Origin of the sequence: Streptomyces cavernicola (genome assembly GCF_029968035.1) — a bacterium.
In the GTDB taxonomy this organism is placed as follows: domain Bacteria; phylum Actinomycetota; class Actinomycetes; order Streptomycetales; family Streptomycetaceae; genus Streptomyces; species Streptomyces cavernicola.
On record NZ_JASCIQ010000002.1, the window covers coordinates 363,817 to 385,167 of the forward strand.

The following is a 21,351-nucleotide window of genomic DNA, read 5'->3' on the forward strand; positions in this document are numbered from 1 at the left end:
GGACGGGCAATACCTCGTCCGGGTCGGGGTCACATCAGCGCCGAGGGTGTCAGTGAGCGTCCGCCGGGATCGTCCCCAGTCGGCCCGCCTTGAAGTCGTCGAAAGCCTGGGCCAGCTCGACGTGGCTGTTCATCACGAACGGGCCGTAGTGGGCCATCGGCTCGCGGATCGGCAGGCCGCCGAGCAGGACCACCTCGAAGTTCGCGCTGCGCGAGTCCTGAGCCTCGGCTGCGCGGATCGTCAGGGAGTCGCCGTCGCCGAAGACGACCGACTGGCCCATGCTGAACGGCCGCCGCTCCGCGCCCGCGAAGCCCTCGCCCGCAAGCCCGTACGCGAGGGCGTTGAAGTCCGAGCGCCAGGGCAGCGTGATCTCGGCACCCGGGTTGACCGAGGCGTGGATCATCGTGATGGGCGTGTGCGTGATGCCAGGGCCCTCATGCCCGTCGAGCTCGCCCGCGATGACGCGCAGGAGCGCGCCGCCGTCAGCCGAGGTCAGCAGCTTGACGGTGCCGCCGCGGATGTCCTGGTAGCGGGGGTCGGTCATCTTGGCCTTGGCGGGCAGGTTGACCCACAGCTGGAGGCCGTGGAACAGGCCGCCGGACATGACCAGCGACTCGGGCGGGGTCTCGATGTGCAGGAGGCCGGAGCCCGCCGTCATCCACTGGGTGTCGCCGTTGGTGATGGTGCCGCCACCGCCGTGGGAGTCCTGGTGGATGAAGGTGCCGTCGATGATGTACGTGACCGTCTCGAAGCCGCGGTGCGGGTGCCAGGGCGTCCCCTTGGGCTCGCCGGCTTCGTAGTCCACCTCGCCCATCTGGTCCATCATGATGAACGGGTCGAGGTACTTGTAGTTGATCCCGGCGAAGGCGCGGCGCACGGGGAAGCCCTCGCCCTCGAAGCCGCTGGGGGCCGAGGCCACGTGCAGGACACGGCGCGACTGGGCGTCGGCGGGGGCGGTGACGCGGGGGAGGACGAGCGGGTTCTCTACCGACACGGCGGGCATGACGACTCCTTCAGAAGTCAGGGCGGGGCGGGGGTCTTCGCAGTTCAGTGCAGTGATCGTGCAGTGATCGAGGTCGCTCGGATCAGGTACGTGTACGGCTGGCGGAAATGGCACCCCAACCGAGAGAATCCTTGGGCTCGCCCGGCGCGTACTCCACCTCGCCCATCTGGTCCATCATGATGAACGGGTCGAGGTGCTTGTAGTTGATGCCCGCGAAGGCGCGGCGCACCGGGAAGCCCTCCCCTTCGAAGCCGGACGGCGCGGTCGTCACGGCCAGCACCGGGCGCGGGGTCGCGTCGGCGGGGGCGGTCACTCGGGGCAGGGTCAGCGGGTTCTCGACGGTCACTGCAGGCATGGTCGGTACCTCCTCGTGTTCCGAGTTTAGTTGAACAATGAACTTCTTGCCACCCGTAACGCAGAAGCGCCCGAGGGGATTCCCCTCGGGCGCTCCGTGTTCTGCCGGGCTGCGGGCTGTCGTGCAGCGGCGAATCAGCCGTACATCCGCCGCATCGCGAAGTCGACCATCTGCTCGACCGCCTTGGCGTCGAAGACCATGCGGTGCTCGCCCTCCATGTCGAGCACGAAGCCGTACCCCGTCGGCAGCAGGTCGATGACCTCCGCGCCGGTGATGACGAAGTACTTGGACTCCTTGCCCGCGTAGTGCCGCAGCTCCTTCAGCGACGTGAACATCGGGATCACCGGCTGCTGCGTGTTGTGCAGCGCCAGGAAGCCGGGGTTGTCGCCCCGCGGGCAGTACACCTTCGACGTGGAGAAGATCTGCTGGAAGTCCTCCGCCGACATCGAGCCGGTCGTGAAGGCGCGCACCGCGTCCGCGAGCGACGGCGGCGACGGCTCCGGGTACAGCGGCGCCTGCTGGCCGTACGCCCCGGGGCCGCCGGGCTGCTGGGGCGGGGGCTGCGGCGGGGCGTATCCCTGCTGTCCGCCCGCGGACTGGTCGTAGCCGTACATGGCGTCGAGCGTACTGCGTGGCGCGCCCGCCCGGGTCATGGAGCCGAGGACTCGTGGAGCTCGAACCAGATCGACTTGCCCTCGCCGCGCGGAGTCACGCCCCAGGCGTCCGCGAGCAGCTCCATCAGCACCAACCCCCGTCCGGACGACGCCAGTTCGCCGGGGTGACGCTTGTGCGGCAGCTCGTCGCTGCTGTCCGCGACCTCCACGCGAAGCCGCCGCTCGCCCACCTCGCCCTGCGCCTCCACGAGCAGCAGGGCGTCGCCGTCGGTGTGCACCAGGACGTTGGTGATCATCTCGGAGACCATCAGGACCGCCGAGTCGACCTGCTCCGGCTCCGCCCAGTCGTGCAGGAGCTCCCGCAGCTGCTGCCGGGCGCCCGCGATCCGCTCCGGCTCGGCCTGCTTCACGGTCAGCAGGGAGCGGCGCAGGCGCGGCGCCGCCGTCGTCGTGCCGGCCGCCTCGCCCGCCGCCACCGCGGCGCGGCAGAGCAGCACCACCGCGATGTCGTCCTCGCGGCGGTCGGCGAGCGGCCCGGTCGAGTAGTGCGAGCTGGGCCCGTGCACCGCCTGCACCAGCTCGTCGGCCAGCTGCTCCAGGTTCTCGCCGGTGGACCGCTCCAGGACCTTGCGCAGCCGGCTCCAGCCGGTGTCGAGGTCGTGGCCGCCGGTCTCGATCAGGCCGTCGGTGCAGAGCATCATCGTCTCGCCGGGTTCGAGGACGACGCGGGTCGTCGGATAGTCGGCGTCCGGGTCGATGCCGAGCGGAAGGCCGCCCTCCGTGGGCCGTACGACGACGGCGCCGTCCGCGGTCCGCACCACCGGGTCGGGGTGCCCGGCCCGCGCGATCTCCAGGACCCCGGTCGTCGGGTCGGCCTCGACGTACAGGCAGGTCGCGAAGCGCTGGTCCCCGTTGCCGGGAGCCGTACCGGGGGCGGTGCCGGGGCGGGTCTCGGGGCTGCCGGTGGAGCCGTACGGGTGGGAGTCCGTGATGCCGGTCAGGAAGCGGGAGGCGCGGGCGAGCACCGCGTCCGGCCGGTGCCCCTCGGCGGCGTAGGCCCGCAGCGCGATCCGCAGCTGCCCCATCAGGCCCGCGGCGCGCACGTCGTGCCCCTGCACGTCGCCGATGACGAGGGCGATCCGGCGGCCGCCGGGCAGCGGGATCATGTCGTACCAGTCGCCGCCGACCTGAAGCCCGCCGCCGGTCGGGACGTACCGGGCGGCCAGCGCGAGGCCGGGTATCGCGGGGCCGAGCGTCGGCAGCATCGAGCGCTGCAGGCCGTCCGTCAGCTCCCGCTCCGACTCGGCGATCCCGGCCCGCGACAGGGCCTGCGCCAGCATCCGGGCCACGGTCGTGAGGACGGAGCGCTCGTCCGGGGTGAACTGCACCGGGTAGCGGAACGCCGCCATCCAGGCGCCCATGGTGCGGCCGGCGACGGTCAGCGGCAGGAACGCCCAGGACTCCCGGCCGAAGCGCGCGGCGAGCGGCCACGTCGTCGGGTAGCGGCGCTTGTACTCGTCCGGCGAGGAGAGGTAGACGGCCCGGCCGTTGCGCACCACGTCGGCGGCCGGATAGTCGGTGGACAGCGCCATCTCGGTGAACGGGCCCTCGGCGCCCTCCTTGTGCCCGTGGTGCCCGATGATCGTCAGCCGGTCCCCGCGTACGCCGAAGACCGCGAGGCCGTCCGGCTCGAAGCCCGGCATCGACAGGCCCGCCGCCACCCGCAGGACCTCCGCCGTCGACCGGGCCTCGGCGAGCGCGCGGCCCGCGTCGAGCAGGAACGCCTCGCGCGAGCGCCGCCAGTCCCCGGTCACGGGCGTACGGGCCGCGGTGCCCGGCGGGGAGTCGCCGACCTCCTGCAGGGTGCCGATCAGCTCGTACCGGTCGCCGTGCACCACCGGCTTGGAGCGGCTGCGGACGGTGCGGACCACCTGACTCTGCTCGTCCATGATGCGCAGCCGGGCCTCGGCCAGGGTGCCCTCGGCGACGGCGAGGTTGACGACTCCGTCGATCTCGTTCCAGTCCACCGGGTGGAAGCGGGAGCGCACGCCCGCCTCGGTCAGGGTCACCGGCTCGGCGGGCAGCCCGAGCAGGCGGGCCGCCTCCGCGTCGAGCGTGACGAGTCCGGCCGCGCTGTCCCAGCGCCAGAACCCGGTCGCGATCAGCGCGAGGATGTCGCCCGCCGGGGGGAGAGCCGCTCCGCCCGAGTCCTGGGAGCCAGTGCGCATTGCCCCACTTTAAGAAGAGTGCGCCACGGCCCGCCACCGAGGCGGACCCTGAGCCGGTCATGCCAATAAACCGGTCGGGGCCGGGCGGTAACCTGGTTCGCGTTGATTCCCGCCTGTCTCGCGACGAACGACGCGAAGAAGTGGAAGAGAAAAGATGCACCGGTACAGGTCACACAACTGCGGGCAGCTCCGCGCCACCGACGTCGGCAGCGACGTCCGGCTGAGCGGCTGGCTGCACAATCGCCGAGACCTGGGCGGCATCCTCTTCATCGACCTGCGCGACCACCACGGCCTGGTCCAGCTGGTCGCCCGCCCCGACACCGCCGGCTTCGAGGCGCTCGACAAGCTCTCCAAGGAGACCGTCGTCCGCATCGACGGCAAGGTGATCTCGCGCGGCGCCGAGAACGTCAACCCCGAGCTCGCCACCGGTGAGATCGAGGTCGAGGTCGGCGAGGTCGAGGTGCTCGGCGCCGCCCAGCAGCTGCCGTTCCAGATCAACCAGGACGACGGCGTGGGCGAGGAGCGCCGCCTGGAGTACCGCTTCCTGGACCTGCGCCGCGAGCGCATGCACAAGAACATCATGCTGCGCACGGCGGTCATCTCCGCCATCCGTCACAAGATGACGGCCCTCGGCTTCAACGAGATGGCGACGCCGATCCTCACGGCCACCTCCCCGGAGGGCGCCCGCGACTTCGTCGTCCCGTCCCGCCTGAACCCCGGCAAGTTCTACGCGCTGCCGCAGGCCCCGCAGCAGTTCAAGCAGCTGCTCATGATCTCCGGCTTCGACCGGTACTTCCAGATCGCGCCCTGCTTCCGCGACGAGGACGCCCGCGCCGACCGCTCGCCCGGCGAGTTCTACCAGCTCGACGTCGAGATGAGCTTCGTCGAGCAGGAGGACGTCTTCCAGCCCATCGAGCAGCTCATGACCGAGCTGTTCGAGGAGTTCGGCGGCGACCGCCACGTCACCTCGCCGTTCCCGCGCATCCCGTTCCGCGAGTCGATGCTCAAGTACGGCAACGACAAGCCGGACCTGCGCGCCCAGCTCGAACTGGTCGACATCACCGACATCTTCGCCGACTCCGGCTTCAAGGCCTTCGCCGGCAAGCACGTCCGCGCGCTGCCGGTGCCGGACACCGCCGGCCAGTCCCGCAAGTTCTTCGACGGCCTCGGTGAGTACGCGGTCGAGCACGGCGCCAAGGGCCTGGCCTGGGTCCGCGTCGGCGAGGACGGCTCGCTGACCGGCCCGATCGCCAAGTTCCTCACGGAGACGGACGTCGAGGAGCTCACCAAGCGCCTCTCCCTGGCCCCCGGCCACGCGGTGTTCTTCGGCGCCGGCGAGTTCGACGAGGTCTCGAAGATCATGGGCGCGGTCCGCGTCGAGGCCGCCAAGCGCTCCGGCCACTTCGAGGAGAACGTCTTCCGGTTCTGCTGGATCGTGGACTTCCCGATGTACGAGAAGGACGAGGACACCGGCAAGATCGACTTCTCCCACAACCCCTTCACGATGCCCCAGGGCGGCATGAAAGACCTGGAGGAGAAGGACCCGCTGGACATCCTCGGCTGGCAGTACGACATCGTCTGCAACGGCATCGAGCTGTCCTCCGGCGCGATCCGGAATCACGAGCCGGAGATCATGCTCAAGGCCTTCGAGATCGCCGGTTACGACCGGGAGACCGTCGAGGCCGAGTTCGCCGGCATGCTGCGCGCGTTCCGCTTCGGCGCCCCGCCGCACGGTGGGATCGCGCCCGGCGTCGACCGCATCGTCATGCTGCTCGCGGACGAGCCGAACATCCGCGAGACGATCGCGTTCCCGCTGAACCAGAACGCGCAGGACCTGATGATGGGTGCGCCGACGACTCTGGATGAGGCTCGGCTCAAGGAGCTCAACATCTCGTTGCGGAAGCCGGTTACTCCGTAGGTTGGCGTGACGAAAGGGCCCGGAACCGTTTGGTTCCGGGCCCTTTCGTTGTCTGTCGGCTGCGGGCCGGTGGGGGCTGGTCGCGCAGTTCCCCGCGCCCCTGAGGAGCGCCCCTGGCGGGGCAGCTCCTCCCTACTCCTCCGTACCGCCGAAGCGGGTCTTGTACGTCTCCAGGTCCTCGTCCGTCAGCTTGGCGAAGAGGACCGGGGGAACCGTGAACGGGGTGCCGGAGGGGAGGAAGTCCAGGGCGTGCGCCTGCTCGGGCGTGACCCAGGTCTTCGAGTCGTCGGCCAGGTCGAACGCGCCGCGCATCGCGGCCGCCGAGGACGGGATGAACGGCTCGGACACCACCGAGTAGAGGTGGATCAGGTTCATCGCCGTGCGCAGGGTCAGCGCGGCGGCCTCCGGGTCGGTCTTGATCTCCAGCCAGGGGGCCTTCTCCTCCAGGTAGGAGTTGCCCGCCGACCACAGGGCGCGCAGCGCGGCCGCCGCCTTGCGGAACTGGATGGCCTCCATCTGCTCCTCGTACTCGGCGAGCAGGCGGGAGATCTCGGCGCCCAGCTTCTGCTCGGCCTCACCGGCCTCCTTGCCCGCCGGGACCTCCTCGCCGAAGCGCTTCTTGGAGAAGGAGAGGACACGGTTGACGAAGTTGCCGAGGGTGTCGGCGAGGTCCTTGTTGACCGTGGCCGTGAAGTGCTCCCAGGTGAACGAGGAGTCGTCCGACTCGGGGGCGTTGGCGATGAGGAAGTAGCGCCAGTAGTCGGCCGGGAGGATGTCGAGGGCCTGGTCGGTGAAGACGCCGCGCTTCTGCGAGGTGGAGAACTTGCCGCCGTAGTACGTCAGCCAGTTGAAGGACTTCAGGTAGTCGACCTTCTTCCACGGCTCACGTACACCCATCTCGGTGGCCGGGAACATGACGCTGTGGAAGGGCACGTTGTCCTTCGCCATGAACTCCGTGTACCGGACGTCGGCCGCGCCCTCCGGCTCGTACCACCACGACTTCCAGTCACGGTTCGCCGGGTCCTCGTCCGCCCACTCCTTCGTCGAGCCGATGTACTCGATCGGGGCGTCGAACCAGACGTAGAAGACCTTGCCCTCGGCGGCCAGCTCCGGCCAGGTGTCGGCCGGGACGGGGACGCCCCAGTCCAGGTCGCGGGTGATCGCGCGGTCGTTGAGGCCCTCGGTCAGCCACTTGCGGGCGATGGAGGACGCCAGGTGCGGCCACTCCTCGGCGACCTCGTCGATCCACGCCTCGACCTCGCCCTGCAGCTTCGACTGGAGCAGGAACAGGTGCTTGGTCTCGCGGATCTCCAGGTCCGTGGAGCCGGAGATGGCGGAGCGCGGGTCGATCAGGTCCGTCGGGTCGAGGACGCGGGTGCAGTTCTCGCACTGGTCGCCGCGGGCCTTGTCGTAGCCGCAGTGCGGGCAGGTGCCCTCGACGTAACGGTCCGGCAGGAAGCGGCCGTCGGCAGGCGAGTACACCTGGCGGATCGCGCGCTCCTCGATGAAGCCGTTCTCGTTCAGCTTGCGGGCGAAGTGCTGGGTGATCTCCGCGTTCTGCTCCGAGGAGCTGCGGCCGAAGTGGTCGAAGGCCAGGTTGAAGCCGTCGTAGACCGCCTTCTGCGCGTCGTGCGCCTGCGCGCAGAACTCGGCGACCGGCAGGCCCTGCTCCTTCGCGGCCAGCTCGGCGGGGGTGCCGTGCTCGTCGGTGGCGCAGATGTAGAGGACGTCGTGGCCGCGCTGGCGGAGGTACCGGGAGTACACGTCCGCCGGGAGCATGGACCCCACCATGTTGCCCAGGTGCTTGATCCCGTTGATGTACGGAAGGGCGCTGGTGATGAGGTGTCGAGCCATCGCGGGCTGCTCCCAAGTCGCTACGAAAAGTGACGGTTTATGTCTGCGGAACCGTCTACGAACCTTGAAATCGTAGCCGACATGCGACAGCCGCCCGCCCCTGGATTTCGGGGCGGGCGGCTGGTTCCGGCATGTGGGACGGCCGGGGCCGTCAGGGGTACGTCAGGGGCGCTCGGTGGGCTCCCAGCTCGCGAGCAGGCCGTTGTAGAGCTCGGCGTCCGTCAGCTCCTTCGGGACCGGGCCTGCGTGGAAGAACGCGGCGTTGCCCGCTGCCTCGTCCGCGTCCAGCTTGCGGAGGTAGTCGAAGGCCTTCGCGTCGTGCTCGCCGAACGCCACGAACTGGAAGAAGAGGTTCGACGGGGCGTCGGCGAGGGCCTTCGTCGCGGCGGTCTTCACCTCCGGCGCACCGTCCGTCTGGAAGATCACCAGGGCGTCGGCCGAGGGGTCCGGGGACTCCTTGTGCAGCTTGACGATCTCGTCGACGGCCACGTGGTAGTTCGTACGCCCCATCCGGCCGGCCTCGGCGTGCAGGGCGTCGACCCGTCCCTCGTACGAGTCCAGGGTGAGGCTGCCGGTGCCGTCGATCTCCGTCGAGAAGAAGACGACCTGGACCGTGGCGTCCTCGTCGAGGTGCGCGGCGAGGGCGAGGGTCTGCTCGCCGAGGTTCTGGGCGGAGCCGTCCTTGTAGTACGGGCGCATGGAGCCGGAGCGGTCGAGTACGAGGTAGACGCGGGCCCTGGCCCCCGTCAGCCCCCGCTTCTTCAGGGCTGCGCCCGCGGCCTTGTACGTGGTGGTGAGGGCGGGGGCGTTGCCCTTCAGGCGGGCGGGGGTGAGGGCGGGTTTGCCTTGAGCCTTGACCGGCTCGGGGTCAGCCTGGGGCTTGGCCTCGACGTCCACGTCGACCTCGGGGGCGTTTTCCTCAACCCGGTCTTCGACCGGGTTGTCGCTCCCACCCGCAGCCACCCGTGCGGGTGCGACGTCGGGTGTCGGGTCTTCCTGCGGGGCGATCTCGCCGTCGGCGACTGCGGGCACGGGGGTCGCCTCAGAGGCGACCTCCGGCTCAGCCTCGACCTTGGCCTCGGGCTCCGCCTTGGCCTCGGGCTCCGCCTTGGCCTCGGGCTCCGCCTTGGCCTCGGGCTCCGCCTTGGCCTCCGGCTGGACCTTGGCCTCCGGCTCGGCTTCCGGCTCCGCCTCTGCCTTGGCCTCCGGCTCGACCTTGGTCTCCGCCTCCGCCGTCGGCTCCGCCTCGACCTTGGCCCCAGGCTCCGCCTTGGCCTCGGCCTTCGGCTCCGCTTCGGCTTCCGGCTCCGCCTTGGTCTCCGGCTCCTCTTCCTCACCGCTGTGGGCAGCTGGGCCGCCAGGGGCGGGACGGGTGGGCACAGCCCCCGGTTCCGGGTTCGATTCCGTCTTGGCCTTGGGCTGGTCGGCCTTCGGCTCCGCCTCGGGCTTGGGCGCGGCTTCCGCCTTGGCCTCAGGCTCGTCGGCCTCCGGCTCAGCCTCGACCTCGACCGCGGACTCGGCCTCCGGCTCAGGGGCGGTGGGCCCAGCCGCCGGCTTGGGCTCGTCGGACTCCGACGTCGGGGTCGGGGCTGTCTCCGGTTCCGGTTCCGGTTCCGGCTTCGGGGCCGGCTCGGTCGACTGCGGCGTCGACCCCAGAGACGGGTTGTCGAAGGCTGCGGAGACCAGGTCGTCGACCTGGGGGTCCGGTTCCGGTGAAGGTTCCGGGATCTTCACCTCAGCTGCCGCAGGCGTCTGCGCCGGTACCTTCGCCTCGGCGACGGGTTCGGGGCTCGGCTTCGGCTCCGGCTTCGGCTCCGGTTCGGAGGCCGGCGCGGGCACCGTCACCTCGCCGTCCGCCGGAGGCGACACCTCCCGGGACCGCCGTCCGAACGCATTCCGCAAACGATCCAGAATGCCCATGTGCGCAACCCTTCGCGTGAGTTGATTCCGTAACCCCTGGCCAGGGCGGACACGTAAGGTTAGCCGCCGCGCGGAGCGATCTTCGTGAGGGTGGGCTCTCGGGCCGAGGTCCCCACAACTCCCCTCCATCCGCCCCGGGTTCACCTCCTGTTCACGCCTCGGCCGCCGCCCTGCTGGTCTACGCGCCTAACGTCACGGCCGAAAACATTCCGACAGGGTGTCGGCGCGGGCGCGCCGAAGTAGCCGAAGTACGGGCCGTGAAGGCCATATGGAGGGAATCGTGCGCAAACTGCTGCCGCTCATCACCAGCTCGAAGGCAGGCTCGCACCCCGGCGGCCGCTCCGCGCTCACCTGCCGCTTCCGCTGCGGCGACGCGTGCTTCCACGAGGTGCCCAACACCAGTGACAACCAGTACGTGGGCGACGTCATAGCCGGTGCGGTCAGCCGCCGTTCGGTGGTCCGCGCGGCCGCCGTCGTCACCGCGGTCACCGCCGCCGGAACCGGCATGGTGCTCTCCCAGCAGGACGGCGCCGTCGCCGCCCCGCCCGCCGGGCCCGAGGAGAAGGGCACGAAGTCGGCGCGCGGTCTGCGCTTCGGCGCCGTCGCGCCCAACACCGACGACAAGGTCACCGTCCCCGAGGGGTACGGGCAGAACGTCGTGATCAGCTGGGGCGACCCGATCCTGCGCGGCGCCCCGGAGTTCGACCCGGACAAGCAGACCGCGAAGGCGCAGGCGGGCCAGTTCGGCTACAACAACGACTTCCTGTCGCTGCTGCCGCTGGAGAGCGAGCCCGGCCGTCAACTGCTCGTGTCCAACCACGAGTACACGGACGAAGTCCTGATGTTCAAGAACTACGACGCCGACAACCCGACCCGCGAGCAGGTCGAGATCGCCTGGGCCGCGCACGGCCTCGGTGTCGTCGTGGTCGAGGGGGAGCGCCGTACGGGCAAGCTCACCGCCGTACCGCGGCACCGGCTGAACCGGCGGATCACCGCCACCACCGAGTTCCGCGTGCAGGGCCCCGCGGCCGGCGCGGAGCTCCTGAAGACCTCCGTCGACCCGACCGGCACGAAGGTCCTCGGCACCCTCAACAACTGCTCGGGCGGTACGACGCCGTGGGGCACGACCCTGCACGGCGAGGAGAACGTCGACCAGTACTTCGCCAACGGCACCCGCGCCACGGACAAGCGGTACGGGCTGAAGCCCGGCGCCACCGAGCGCAAGTGGGAGCGGTTCGACAAGCGCTTCGACGTCGAGCAGGAGCCGAACGAGCCGCACCGTTTCGGCTATGTCGTCGAACTCGACCCGTACGACCCGGAGTCGACGCCCGTCAAGCACACCGCGATCGGCCGCTTCAAGCACGAGGGCGCCTCCATCGCGCTGACCGCGGACGGCCGCCCGGTGGCGTACAGCGGTGACGACTCGAAGTTCGAGTACTTCTACAAGTTCGTCAGCAGCAAGCGGATGCGCCGCGGCACCTCGCGCGCGGACCGTGAGCACAACATGACGCTGCTCGACGAGGGCACGCTGTACGTCGCCAAGCTGACCGGAGACTCCCCGGCCGCGGAGATCGACGGCTCCGGGAAGCTGCCCTCCGACGGCGAGTTCGACGGCAGCGGCACCTGGATCCCGCTGGCCACGGCCACCGCGGACGGCGCGGAGTCGCACGTCGAGGGCATGTCCGCGGAGGAGGTCTTCGTCTTCACGCGCCTCGCCGCGGACAAGGCCGGCGCCACGAAGATGGACCGCCCCGAGGACATCGAGCCCTCGCCGCGCACCGGCAAGGTGTACCTGGCCCTCACCAACAACTCCGAGCGCGGCCTGGACGGCAAGGCCCCGGCCGACGAGGCCAACCCGCGCAACGCCAACAAGCACGGCTCGGTCCTCGAACTCACCGAGCAGCGCAACGACCCGGCGGCCACGAAGTTCGGCTGGCTGCTGTTCCTCGTCGCGGGCGACCCGAACGATCCGGCCACGTACTTCGGCGGCTTCCCCAAGGACCAGGTGTCGCCGATCTCCTGCCCGGACAACGTCGCCTTCGACTCGTACGGCAACCTCTGGATCTCCACCGACGGCAACGAACTCGGCTCGCACGACGGCCTGTTCGGGACCGCCACGGTCGGTGAGTTCCGGGGCCAGCTGAAGCAGTTCCTCACCATGCCGACCGGCGCCGAGACCTGCGGCCCGCTCGTGCAGGACCGCCGGGTGCTCGTCTCGGTGCAGCACCCGGGTGAGGTGGACGGCGCCTCCGCCGAGAAGCCCGCCTCGACCTGGCCCGACGGGCCGGGCACGCTGGTCCGCCCGTCGGTGGTGTCGGTCTGGCGCGAGGACGGGTCGGACATCGGGGTCTGAGCGAACAGCAGCGAGCGGCAGCGAGTAGCCGCGAGTAGCGAGGCTCACCGGCTTCGGCCGCGGCGCAGCATCGCGAAGGTCAGGCTCGCGGCGCCGGCCGCAGCCAAGCCACCCCCCGCGGCGAGCAGCGGCGCGCCCTGGCCCGGACCAGGGCGCGCCGCCTCGTCGTCCTGACCGCCGTGCCCGCCGCGCACGACGTGCGCGACGGTACGGGTGTGGACGTTGCGGGGCTCGGTCGGCTGCGGAGCGTCCGCGCAGGCCGTCGCGGCGGGCACGGCGGTCAGTACGGCCATGACCCCGGCGGCCAGGACGGAGGAGCGGAGGGTTCGACGGGTGGCGCGCATGACGGACTCTCTCTCGTAGCGGTGGGCTCGCCCCTGCGGCGACAGGAACGAAGCTACGGATGCCGTGTCTGCGTCATGCGTAGGGAACGTAACGAAGCGGGCGACGCCACGGCACGTGTTCGTAAACGCTCGAAGAAAGGGACCAAAGGCCTGGTCAGGCCGAGTCAGGCGGCTCTTCCGCGCCCCGGTCGCCGCCGTAGCCACGCCCGGTACTCCGCCGCCTCCCAGGCCGCCTCCCAGTACGCCGCCTCCAGGTCGTCGTACGCCCGGTCGAGGTCGGTCTCCGTACGCCCCACGAGCAGCAGCCGTACGCCGAGGGGGTCGCCCTCCAGGGGGCGGATCACCACGCCGGGGCGGCCGAGCGAGGTGGGCTGGTAGACGGTGACGACGTCGCCGGTCACTACGAGGGTGGCGGCGGTGACATAGTCGCCGTGCAGGAGGCGGGGCGTGATGCCTGCCGACCGCAGCATCCGCAGCAGCCCCGTGCGCTCGCCGTCCACCGTCGGGTCGACCATCCACTGGTCGTCGGCCAGGTCGGCGAGCAGAACCGTCTCCTTCTCCGCCGCCGGGTGGTCCTCGGACATGCCGACGAACTGCGGCTCGCGCTCGACCAGGACACGGTGCGCGAGGCCCGGCGGCGGCCGCAGCGGCGAGCCCTCCACCTCGTGCACGAACGCCACGTCCAGCTGGCCCTCGGCGACCAGGCGGAGCAGCGCATCCGCCGACATGTCGGTCTGGATGGAGGGTCTGCCCTGTGGGTGCCGGGCGCGCAGTCGGCGCAGCCAGCCGGGGATGGCGCGGCTCGGGGTGGAGCCGATGCGCAGATCCGGCCCGTCGCCCGCCTTCGCGGCCACCGCCCGCGCCTCGGTCACCAGCTCGTGCATCTCCGTGACCAGTGGGCGGGCGCGGCTGAGCAGGACCTGGCCGAGCGGGGTCGGGCGGCAGCCGGTGCGCTCTCGGCAGAAGAGGCGTCCCCCGATAGAGTCCTCGATCCGGCGGAGCTGAGTGGTCAACGAGGGCTGACTCATGCCGAGTTGGCGGGCAGCCTTGTGCAGACTGCCGGCGTCGGCGATGGCGCACACCGCGCGGAGGTGTCTCACCTCAAGCTCCATGCGGTGAGCGTATGGCCGCCACTGTGATCACACCAGACTCTCAAATCGCCACAGATGGTCTGTAGTTGGCCAGGTGTGACGAAGCTGATAGCTCGAAGTTATCGCCGACTGCCATCATCCCGCGGGCCCCCGACTCCACCCACACTCACGGGTGACCGCTCGCCCCCCACGAGTAGGAGCCCCCCATGCGACTGTCCAAGTCGGCGCTGTCGGCCGCCGTCGGCCTCGGTCTCGCCACCGCGGCGCTCGGCGCGGCCCCGGCGTCCGCCGTGACCGACGTACCCTCCGCTCCCTCGTCCGTACCCTCGTACGTCTCGTACGAGAAGTCCGGCGAGAACGCCGCCGCCAACAAGGCCTTCTTCGACGCCGTCTGGAAGGAGGTCGCGAAGAAGCGCGCGGCCGACCCGGGCGCGAAGTCGGTGACCGTCACGTACGACGCGTCCCAGGCCCCGACGTTCAAGGCGCAGATCGACAAGAGCACGCAGATCTGGAACAGCTCCGTCCAGAACGTGCAGCTGCAGGAGGGCTCGGGCGGCGACTTCGAGTACCGCGAGGGCAACGACCCGCGCGGCTCGTACGCCTCCACGGACGGCCATGGGCGCGGCTACATATTCCTCGACTACAAGCAGAACGAGGAGTACGACTCCACGCGGGTCACCGCGCACGAGACCGGCCATGTGCTCGGTCTGCCGGACCACTACGAGGGCCCGTGCAGCGAGCTGATGTCCGGCGGCGGCCCCGGCCCGTCCTGCACCAACGCGCAGCCGGACGCCAACGAGCGGGCCAAGGTGGACCAGCTCTGGCAGAACGGCCTCGTGAAGGGACTCGCCAAGGCGTACTGACCGCCGGGCACTCGACTGTGCCCGTCGGCGACACCATCGCCGGCGGGACACCGACCGGCCGCGCTCCACACCCCTGCGGCCGGATCACATCAGGACCGGTCGGGCCACAGAAGACTGGACGGGGTGCTTCCCCCAAGGCCCGTCCAGGCCACCCCCCCCAGGCCCGACCGGTCCTGTGCTCCACCGACGAACGACCGCTCCACCCGATGAACGACCGCTCCACCCCTGAACGGCCGCTCAGCCCGTGCCGGGCAACACCGATGACCAGAGTTCGGCACGGCTTCGGTCCCGAACGGACTGCTCCCCCAGTTCGTACGGCTCAGCCGGAGGGCAGGCGCAGCCCCACGCTCGCGCCGCCCTCCGGTCGTTTTTTACGCCTCGACCGGCGCCGCCACCGCCCGCGCCGCGGCGATCTCGCGGCGCAGCGGGGCGAGGGTGCTGCGCTCGTCCTCGTCCAGGGGCTCGGGCGGGCGCGTGTGCCCCGGGTGCGGGGGATGCGGGGCGTCCTCCCTCAAGTCCTCGGCCAGCTGCTCCAGTTGGCGGGAGAGTTCCTTGGACTCGTCGGGCGCGGGCCGTGGTGCGCCGTGGCGGATGCGGACGCGGGCCGAGGTCGTCGCGTCCACGACCCGTTCCAGGGCGACGACCAGGGGCCAGAACGCGGCGGCGCGCGTGCCGAACGGCGGCGGCTCGGTGAGGGCGCGCTGGAACTCCGTACGGACCACGGACAGGTCGCGGTAGATGCGGCGGCGCATGCGGGCGCGGGCCGCCTGGTCGGGGACGCCGGGCGTCGTCGGGTCGAGGAAGGCGCACTCGACGTACCGGGCGGTGTCCGCGACGGCGTCCGCGAGCCGGTCGCCGATCCGGGTGCCCCAGCTCTCCGGCCACAGCAGATAGCCCGCGACCAGGGCGATCGCGCAGCCCATCAGGGAGTCGTACATGCGCGGCGCGAGCAGCGCCGCGCCCTGGTGATTGAGGACGTCGGAGAGCAGCAGGATCACCGGGGTGATCGCCGCCGTCTGGTAGCCGTACCCGCGCGGCGTCAGGGCCGGGATCATCGGGGCGAGCAGCACCATCACGGGCACGTCCCACCAGCCGCGCGGCACCTGCGAGAGCACCGCCGCCGCGAGCACCAGGCCCGCCGCGGTGCCGACGGCGCGCAGCACGGCCCGGGAGAACACCGAGCCGAAGTCCGGCTTCATGACGAACGTGATGGTCAGCGCCACCCAGTACGAGCGCGGCACGTCGATCAGCGAGACCAGGGACTGCGCGAGGCCGATGCAGAGCGCGAGCCGCAGGCCGTACCGCCAGGACGCGGCGGAGAGCAGGACGTTGCGGGCGGCGCGGCGGGCGCGGTCGCGCAGCGCGGCGGGGCGGCCGAGCCGGTCGTCCACGTTCCGCGGGTCGGCGTCGGCGAGCGCCTGCGCCGCGTACCGGACCGCCGCGTCCACCGCCTGCGCGCCCGGCCCCTGCGGGCCCTCGGGGAGCCGCAGTTCGACGGGCCCGGCGAAGCCGCGCTCCACCGCGTCCGCCAACGAGCGCACGGCGGCGGGCACTTCGGGCGGCAGCGGCCGCCCCCGCTCCTGCGCGGCGGGCGCGGCCTCCACCACCGGGATGACCGCGTTGAGCTGCGCGAGCAGCCGTACGAGGTCCTGGTTGCGGCCGTGGTAGAGCGCACGCCGGGCGAGGACCACGTCGTAGGACTGGTTGAGGGAGTGCGTGACGCGCTGCCGGGCCGCCGCGTACGCCTCCGGGTCCGTGCCGGCCTGCTCCAGGAGGTCGGCCACGGTGCGGTACGTCCCGGCGACCGTGATCCGCTCCGGCAGCCCGGACCGCAGCGGCCAGGCGAGCAGGGTGAGGGCGAGGACGAGCAGGCCGCCGCCGGTCATGAGGATCGGTGCGAGCCACCAGTCGCCGGGCATCGGAAGGCCCGCCCCGACCACGGAGTTGAGCAGGAGCAGCAGCCCGGACACGGACGCCACCGCGCCGATCGTGGAGATCATCCCGGAGACGAGGGCGATGACCGTGACGACGGCGACGGCCACCCAGCCGTGCCCGTACACGAGGGTGCCGAGGGTGACGCCGATCGCGCCGAACAGTTGCGGCACGGCGATGTTGAACACTCGCATCCGGTACGCGGTCGCGGTGTCGCCGATGACTCCGGAGAGCGCGCCCATCGAGGCGAGCGCCCCGTACGCCGGGTACCCGGCCGCGAGTCCGACGGCGAGCGGCAGCGCCATCGCGACGGCGGCGCGGGCGACCGCGGGCCAGGGGATCGGCGCCGGCTGCGGCTTCAGCGTGCCGAGGCTCCGGAGCAGCCACTCGGGCGGGGCGAGACGGGCGGCTGTGAAGTCTCGGGGCATACGCCCATTATGTTCGGGTCGTCTTCGGTACGGGCCGGTCGTGCGGGCACTTGTCGCCGCCCGTGGCCGTCAGTCGCGCTTGTCAGTCGCGGGCGTGCAGCGTGAGGTCGACGACCAGCGAACGGTGGTCCGTGTTCGGCAGGTCGAGGAAGCGGGCGTCGCTCGCGGTGAAGTCCCGGCTGACCAGCACGTGGTCGATCTGCGTGCCGAGCGCAGGGGTGCCGGACGCCGTCGACGCCGGCCAGGTCGGCGTGCGCGCACTGCCCGCGAGCCGGGCGCTGTCGCGCAGCCCGGTGTCGAGGATGCGGCGGAACGCGGCATGGTCCTGGCTCGCGTTGAAGTCCCCGGCGAGGACGGTCGGCTGCGCGCCGCCGCCCCGCGCCCAGCGTTCGAGCTCGCGCAGCTCGGCCCGCCAGAGCCCGACCCCGCCGGGCACGGGCGGCATCGGATGCGCGAGCTGCAGCCGTACGGAGCGCCCCTCGACCTCGGCCACCGCGCCGGGCATGCCGAGCGTGCCGGCCACACCGGGCGTGCGCTGCAGCGGGTACCGGCTGAGGATCGCCGACCCCTCGGCCCCGGTCGCCGCCACGAGACTGCGGTACGGGAACCGCCTGCCGAGCCGCTCCTTCAGCGTCGCCGAGCAGTCCAGGTCGCATTCCTGCACGAAGACCAGGTCGGGCCGCTCGCGCCGAACGGCCGCCACGAGTTGCTCGGTCGCGCCGCCGAACTCGACGTTCGACGTGAGCACCCGCAGCTGCGCCACCGCCCGCCCCTGGGGCTCGGCCGTCTCGCCGTACGGCTGCCAGAACCAGCCGGTCGCCGCGAGGGCGACCGCGGCCCAGACCAGGCCGGTGCGCCGGCGGGCGAGCGCGGCGAGCGCCGCCGCCACGACGCCGGGCACGGACAGCCAGGGCAGGAACGCGAGCAGTTGCGGCAGCGGCGTCACGCCGTCCATGTCCAGGGCCCGGCAGAGCAGGACGACGCTCACGGCGGTGAGGGTCAGGCCGCAGGACCAGCCGGCGAGCGCCCGCCAGGGGTCGCGCGACCGGCCGGTGCGCCCGGCCGGGTCACTGCCGGTCCGGGCCGCCTCGCCGCTCCGGATGTCCGTGTCCACGTGTCTGCGGCCGCCCTTCATTTTTTATGTCTCACTGTGACATCAAATAATTCTCCCCCCGGGGCGGGGAGTTGGCCCGGTTTCACGTGAAACACGGCGGCGACGCCGAGGCCGCCGCGGGCCCCGCGTTCGCGATCCACGCCAGCCGCCGCAGTGCCGTCCCGAGCACCTCGTACGGCGGCGACGCTAGGCCGATCCGTACCGCGTCCGGCGCCGTGCCCGCCCCGGCCGCGAAGGCCGAACCGGGGGTGACGGCGATGCCGTGCGCGGCGGCCGCGGCCGTGAACGTCTCGCCCCGCCAGGGCTCGGGCAGCCGCCACCACACGTAGTAGGCGTGCGGGTCGGCGCGGATGTCGTGGCCGGTCAGGCAGGTCGTGACGAGTCGGTGCCGGGCCGCGGCGTCGGCGCGCTTCGCGTGCGCCAGCCGGTCCGCCGTGCCGTCGCTCAGCCAGCGCACCGCGGCCTCCAGGGCGAACCGGCCCGCCGTCCACCCGCCGGAGCGCAGCGCCGCCGCGGCCCGCTCGTCGTCGGGGCCCGGCGTGACCAGGAGGCCCACGGAGAGGCCGGGCGCGATCCGCTTCGACAGGCCGTCCACGACGTGACAGAGCTCCGGGGCGTACGCGGCGAGCGGCTCAGGCGCGTCCGGGTGCAGGAACGACCAGATCCGGTCCTCGACCACCGGGAGCCCCAACTCCCGTACGGTCCCGGCCAGTTCGCGTCGCCGCTCGTCCGGCATCGTCGTGCACGTCGGGTTGTGCAGCGTGGGCTGGACGTACAGCGCGCTCAGCGGCGCCCTGCGGTGCGCCGCCGCCACCGCCTCGGGCCGCAGCCCGTGCGCATCGGAGGCCAGCGGCACGAGCGTGAGCTGCAGCCGCGCCGCGATCTCCCGCACCACGGGGTACGTCAGGGCCTCCACGCCGACCCGGCCGCCCGGCGGCACGAGCGCGGCGAGCGCACCGGCGACGGCCTGCCGCGCGGTGCCGGTGAACAGCGTCCGTTCGGGCGCGGGCCGCCAACTCCCGTGTGCGAGCAGGGCACTTGCCGCCGCACGCGCCTCCGGCGTGCCGGCCGCGGCGGCGGTCTGCGTGGCCTGAGCGAACACATCCGGGCGGAGCAGCGGCCCGAGGCTCGCGCTCAGCGCCTCCGACTGGCCGGGCGCGGAAGGGTAGTTGAGCTCCAGATTGACCTCGGCGGGCAGCGGCGGCGGCTCGGTCAGGGCGCGCCCGGTCGGCTCCGGCACGGCCCGTACGTAGGTGCCGCGCCCCACCTCGCCGACGACGAGCCCGCGCCGCACCAGCTCGCCGTAGACCCGGCTCGCCGTGGAGGGCGCGATGCGGCGGCGCCGGGCGAAGAGCCGCTGCGGCGGCAGCCGGTCGCCGGGCCGCAGCCGCCCGCGCGCGATGTCGGCGGCCACGGCGTCCGCGATCCGCCGGAAGTCCCGGAACTCCTCGCCGCCCATCCGCCCCCACGCCCTCACATTGCTCCGACTGCAAAGCGATCCATTGCTCCGACCGTAACGCCCCTCCTACGCTCCCGACCATGGCAGACGCACTCCTCCCCGACGGTGTCCGGATCGCCTACGACGCGGTGGGCCCGGCCGACGCGACCCCCGTCGTCCTGATCCACGGACACCCCTTCGACCGCACCATGTGGGCGCCCCAACTCGCCGATCTCGCCCCGGACTTCCGTGTGATCGCCCCCGACCTGCGCGGCTACGGCGGCTCCACCGTGGTTCCCGGCACGACCCCGTTCGACGTCTTCGCCCGCGACGTCGAGGCGCTCCTGGACCGGCTCGGCGTGCAGCGGTTCGTCCTCGGCGGGCTCTCCATGGGCGGCCAGATCGCCATGGAGTGCGTACGGCTCTTCGGCGACCGCGTCACGGCCCTCGTCCTCGCCGACACCTCGCCGGTCGCGGAGACCGAGGAGGGCAGGGCCTGGCGGCGCGACCTCGCCGAGCGGCTGCTCCGCGAGGGCATGAAGCCGCACGCGGACGAGGTGCTGCACAAGATGGTCGCCCCGCACTCCGCCCCCGCGGTCCAGGACCACGTCCACCGCATGATGTGCGCCACCGACCCCGAGGGCGCGGCGGCGGCGCTCCGCGGGCGGGCGGAACGCCCCGACTACCGCGCCCTCCTCGCCCGCCGCCCGACCCCGACCCTGCTCGTCGTCGGCGCGGAGGACACGTACACCCCGGTCGCGGAGGCCACGGCCCTGCACGCCACGCTGCCGAATGCGACGCTCCGTGTGCTCGACGCCGCCGCCCACCTGCCCAACCTGGAACGCCCGGCGGAGTTCAACGCGGCGCTGCGGGGGTTCCTGGCGGCCGTGACCGACCCGGCCTCAGCGCGCTGACTCAGCCCCGGCCCGTGCGGCGCGGCCCGTGCGGCTTGCGGGGCGAGCCGAAGCGGCCCGAGACCCAGGCCACGACGGCCACCAGGAGCGCCAGGCCCAGGATGATCCACGACGCCGTGCGCAGGGACGAGGTCAGGGCGTCGTAGACCGCGGCGACGGCGGGGCGGGACAGGTCGGGCGGCAGGTCGTCCAGGGTGAGGCTGCGGCCGACGGCCAGGGCGACGGCGAGCAGCACCGCGCCGAGGGCGACGCCGAGCGCGGTGGCGACGACGGCGCGGCGTCGCCGTACCGCGAGGGCGAGGCCGGCGGCCGCGCACAGCACCGCCGCGACCGGCAGCCAGACCCCGGCGACCTGCAGCATGTGGAACCCCTTCCCCAGGGTGCCGAGGTCCTCCAGGACGGTGATCTCGGCGTGCTCGACCGGGATGCTCTCGGCGAACGGCAGGCCGTCCTCGACCAGCTGGTTCCTGACCTGTTCGATGATCGGCGCGAGGTCCAGGGTGACGGGGCCGTCGTCGTTCAGGGCGTCCTGCACCGCGCTGTGCGCCTCCCGGTTGGCCGCGTTCCAGGCCGTCCGGAAGGTCCGGGTCTCGGTGAACGAGAGCACCGCGTCCTGCAGGAACGGCTCGACGGCGCTCTGCAGCGGCCCCACGTCGATGTTCCGCATGATCTCCGCGCTGACGGCGTCGGCCACGTTCTGCCGTACGTCCGGGTCGGAGGCGAGCGGGGCCATCGTCGCGACGTAGTTGTCGGCGTCGCCGATCTCGTACTTCGCCCAGGTCGACAGCGCGCCGAGCGGGGTGAGGAGGCAGGCGAGGACCAGCAGGACCACGCACAGGACCGCCCGCACCCTGCCCGCCGGCCCGCGCCGCTCGTCCCGTCTCACGCCCGCCGCTGCCGCTGCCTCCTGGGAACTCCGCACCTGTCCAGGCAAGAGCGGCGGCCGCCCGGCCGCGACCGGTGTTGCTGCGGGCGAGTGGCC

The 21,351-nt window shown here is 72.1% G+C and carries 16 protein-coding genes; 4 read left to right on the forward strand and 12 right to left on the reverse strand.

Annotated elements, in window-relative coordinates:
• Positions 1–49: 49 nt before the first annotated feature.
• The 4 genes from QIS96_RS03435 to QIS96_RS03450 all read right to left on the reverse strand — a co-directional run bounded on the left by QIS96_RS03435 (position 50) and on the right by QIS96_RS03450 (position 4,200).
• Entirely contained in the window at positions 50–1,003 is a 954-nt protein-coding gene (locus QIS96_RS03435; RefSeq protein WP_282540807.1) for a pirin family protein, read from the reverse strand.
• Between the two features lie 82 nt (positions 1,004–1,085).
• Positions 1,086–1,358: a cupin domain-containing protein gene (locus QIS96_RS03440; protein ID WP_408907111.1), complete on the reverse strand. Its 273-nt coding sequence runs from the start codon at positions 1,356–1,358 to the stop codon at positions 1,086–1,088.
• Between the two features lie 134 nt (positions 1,359–1,492).
• Complete coding sequence (locus QIS96_RS03445; protein WP_282540808.1) at positions 1,493–1,972, reverse strand: SseB family protein; 480 nt, start codon at positions 1,970–1,972, stop codon at positions 1,493–1,495.
• Between the two features lie 35 nt (positions 1,973–2,007).
• A complete protein-coding gene (locus tag QIS96_RS03450; protein ID WP_282540809.1) occupies positions 2,008–4,200 on the reverse strand; it encodes an ATP-binding SpoIIE family protein phosphatase in 2,193 nt (730 codons plus the stop codon).
• 154 nt (positions 4,201–4,354) lie between these two features.
• Here QIS96_RS03450 and aspS point away from each other — a divergent pair, with 154 nt between their 5' ends.
• Positions 4,355–6,118, forward strand: coding sequence for an aspartate--tRNA ligase (aspS, locus tag QIS96_RS03455; RefSeq protein ID WP_282540810.1), 1,764 nt, complete (start codon positions 4,355–4,357; stop codon positions 6,116–6,118).
• Positions 6,119–6,250: 132 nt separating this feature from the next.
• Here aspS and metG read toward each other — a convergent pair whose 3' ends face one another.
• Both metG and QIS96_RS03465 read right to left on the reverse strand, forming a co-directional pair.
• Positions 6,251–7,972 (reverse strand): methionine--tRNA ligase, encoded by a 1,722-nt coding sequence (gene metG / locus QIS96_RS03460; RefSeq protein ID WP_282540811.1) that lies wholly within the window; start codon positions 7,970–7,972, stop codon positions 6,251–6,253.
• A 162-nt stretch (positions 7,973–8,134) separates the two neighbouring features.
• A complete protein-coding gene (locus tag QIS96_RS03465) occupies positions 8,135–9,892 on the reverse strand; it encodes a VWA domain-containing protein (protein WP_282540812.1) in 1,758 nt (585 codons plus the stop codon).
• Positions 9,893–10,172: 280 nt separating this feature from the next.
• Here QIS96_RS03465 and QIS96_RS03470 point away from each other — a divergent pair, with 280 nt between their 5' ends.
• Complete coding sequence (locus QIS96_RS03470; RefSeq protein WP_282540813.1) at positions 10,173–12,245, forward strand: PhoX family protein; 2,073 nt, start codon at positions 10,173–10,175, stop codon at positions 12,243–12,245.
• Between the two features lie 44 nt (positions 12,246–12,289).
• Here QIS96_RS03470 and QIS96_RS03475 read toward each other — a convergent pair whose 3' ends face one another.
• Both QIS96_RS03475 and QIS96_RS03480 read right to left on the reverse strand, forming a co-directional pair.
• Positions 12,290–12,589, reverse strand: a complete 300-nt coding sequence (locus QIS96_RS03475) for a hypothetical protein (RefSeq protein ID WP_282540814.1) — start codon at positions 12,587–12,589, stop codon at positions 12,290–12,292.
• A gap of 164 nt (positions 12,590–12,753) precedes the next feature.
• On the reverse strand, positions 12,754–13,701 hold the full coding sequence (locus tag QIS96_RS03480; RefSeq protein WP_282540815.1) for a LysR family transcriptional regulator: 948 nt from the start codon (positions 13,699–13,701) through the stop codon (positions 12,754–12,756).
• A 185-nt stretch (positions 13,702–13,886) separates the two neighbouring features.
• On the opposite strand from QIS96_RS03480, the gene snpA reads away from it, so the two are divergent.
• Positions 13,887–14,543, forward strand: coding sequence for a snapalysin (gene snpA, locus QIS96_RS03485; protein WP_282540816.1), 657 nt, complete (start codon positions 13,887–13,889; stop codon positions 14,541–14,543).
• Positions 14,544–14,914: 371 nt separating this feature from the next.
• On the opposite strand, the gene QIS96_RS03490 is transcribed toward snpA, so the two are convergent.
• The 3 genes from QIS96_RS03490 to QIS96_RS03500 all read right to left on the reverse strand — a co-directional run bounded on the left by QIS96_RS03490 (position 14,915) and on the right by QIS96_RS03500 (position 19,476).
• Complete coding sequence (locus tag QIS96_RS03490; protein WP_282540817.1) at positions 14,915–16,903, reverse strand: FUSC family protein; 1,989 nt, start codon at positions 16,901–16,903, stop codon at positions 14,915–14,917.
• Between the two features lie 82 nt (positions 16,904–16,985).
• Positions 16,986–18,017, reverse strand: a complete 1,032-nt coding sequence (locus QIS96_RS03495) for an endonuclease/exonuclease/phosphatase family protein (RefSeq protein WP_408907112.1) — start codon at positions 18,015–18,017, stop codon at positions 16,986–16,988.
• A gap of 82 nt (positions 18,018–18,099) precedes the next feature.
• Positions 18,100–19,476 carry an aminotransferase-like domain-containing protein gene (locus tag QIS96_RS03500; RefSeq protein WP_282540863.1) on the reverse strand — a complete coding sequence of 459 codons (1,377 nt, stop codon included), beginning with the start codon at positions 19,474–19,476 and terminating at the stop codon, positions 18,100–18,102.
• 80 nt (positions 19,477–19,556) lie between these two features.
• On the opposite strand from QIS96_RS03500, the gene QIS96_RS03505 reads away from it, so the two are divergent.
• A complete protein-coding gene (locus QIS96_RS03505; RefSeq protein ID WP_282540818.1) occupies positions 19,557–20,369 on the forward strand; it encodes an alpha/beta fold hydrolase in 813 nt (270 codons plus the stop codon).
• Position 20,370: 1 nt separating this feature from the next.
• Here QIS96_RS03505 and QIS96_RS03510 read toward each other — a convergent pair whose 3' ends face one another.
• On the reverse strand, positions 20,371–21,291 hold the full coding sequence (locus QIS96_RS03510) for a hypothetical protein (RefSeq protein ID WP_282540819.1): 921 nt from the start codon (positions 21,289–21,291) through the stop codon (positions 20,371–20,373).
• Positions 21,292–21,351 lie beyond the last annotated feature (60 nt).

Coding starts and splice junctions, on each gene's coding strand:
- QIS96_RS03435 (WP_282540807.1), bottom strand. CDS start 1,003: ATGCCCGCCGTGTCGGTAGAGAACCCGCTCGTCCTCCCCCGCGTCACC.
- QIS96_RS03440 (WP_408907111.1), bottom strand. CDS start 1,358: ATGCCTGCAGTGACCGTCGAGAACCCGCTGACCCTGCCCCGAGTGACC.
- QIS96_RS03445 (WP_282540808.1), bottom strand. CDS start 1,972: ATGTACGGCTACGACCAGTCCGCGGGCGGACAGCAGGGATACGCCCCG.
- QIS96_RS03450 (WP_282540809.1), bottom strand. CDS start 4,200: ATGCGCACTGGCTCCCAGGACTCGGGCGGAGCGGCTCTCCCCCCGGCG.
- aspS (WP_282540810.1), top strand. CDS start 4,355: ATGCACCGGTACAGGTCACACAACTGCGGGCAGCTCCGCGCCACCGAC.
- metG (WP_282540811.1), bottom strand. CDS start 7,972: ATGGCTCGACACCTCATCACCAGCGCCCTTCCGTACATCAACGGGATC.
- QIS96_RS03465 (WP_282540812.1), bottom strand. CDS start 9,892: ATGGGCATTCTGGATCGTTTGCGGAATGCGTTCGGACGGCGGTCCCGG.
- QIS96_RS03475 (WP_282540814.1), bottom strand. CDS start 12,589: ATGCGCGCCACCCGTCGAACCCTCCGCTCCTCCGTCCTGGCCGCCGGG.
- QIS96_RS03480 (WP_282540815.1), bottom strand. CDS start 13,701: ATGGAGCTTGAGGTGAGACACCTCCGCGCGGTGTGCGCCATCGCCGAC.
- snpA (WP_282540816.1), top strand. CDS start 13,887: ATGCGACTGTCCAAGTCGGCGCTGTCGGCCGCCGTCGGCCTCGGTCTC.
- QIS96_RS03490 (WP_282540817.1), bottom strand. CDS start 16,903: ATGCCCCGAGACTTCACAGCCGCCCGTCTCGCCCCGCCCGAGTGGCTG.
- QIS96_RS03500 (WP_282540863.1), bottom strand. CDS start 19,476: ATGGGCGGCGAGGAGTTCCGGGACTTCCGGCGGATCGCGGACGCCGTG.
- QIS96_RS03505 (WP_282540818.1), top strand. CDS start 19,557: ATGGCAGACGCACTCCTCCCCGACGGTGTCCGGATCGCCTACGACGCG.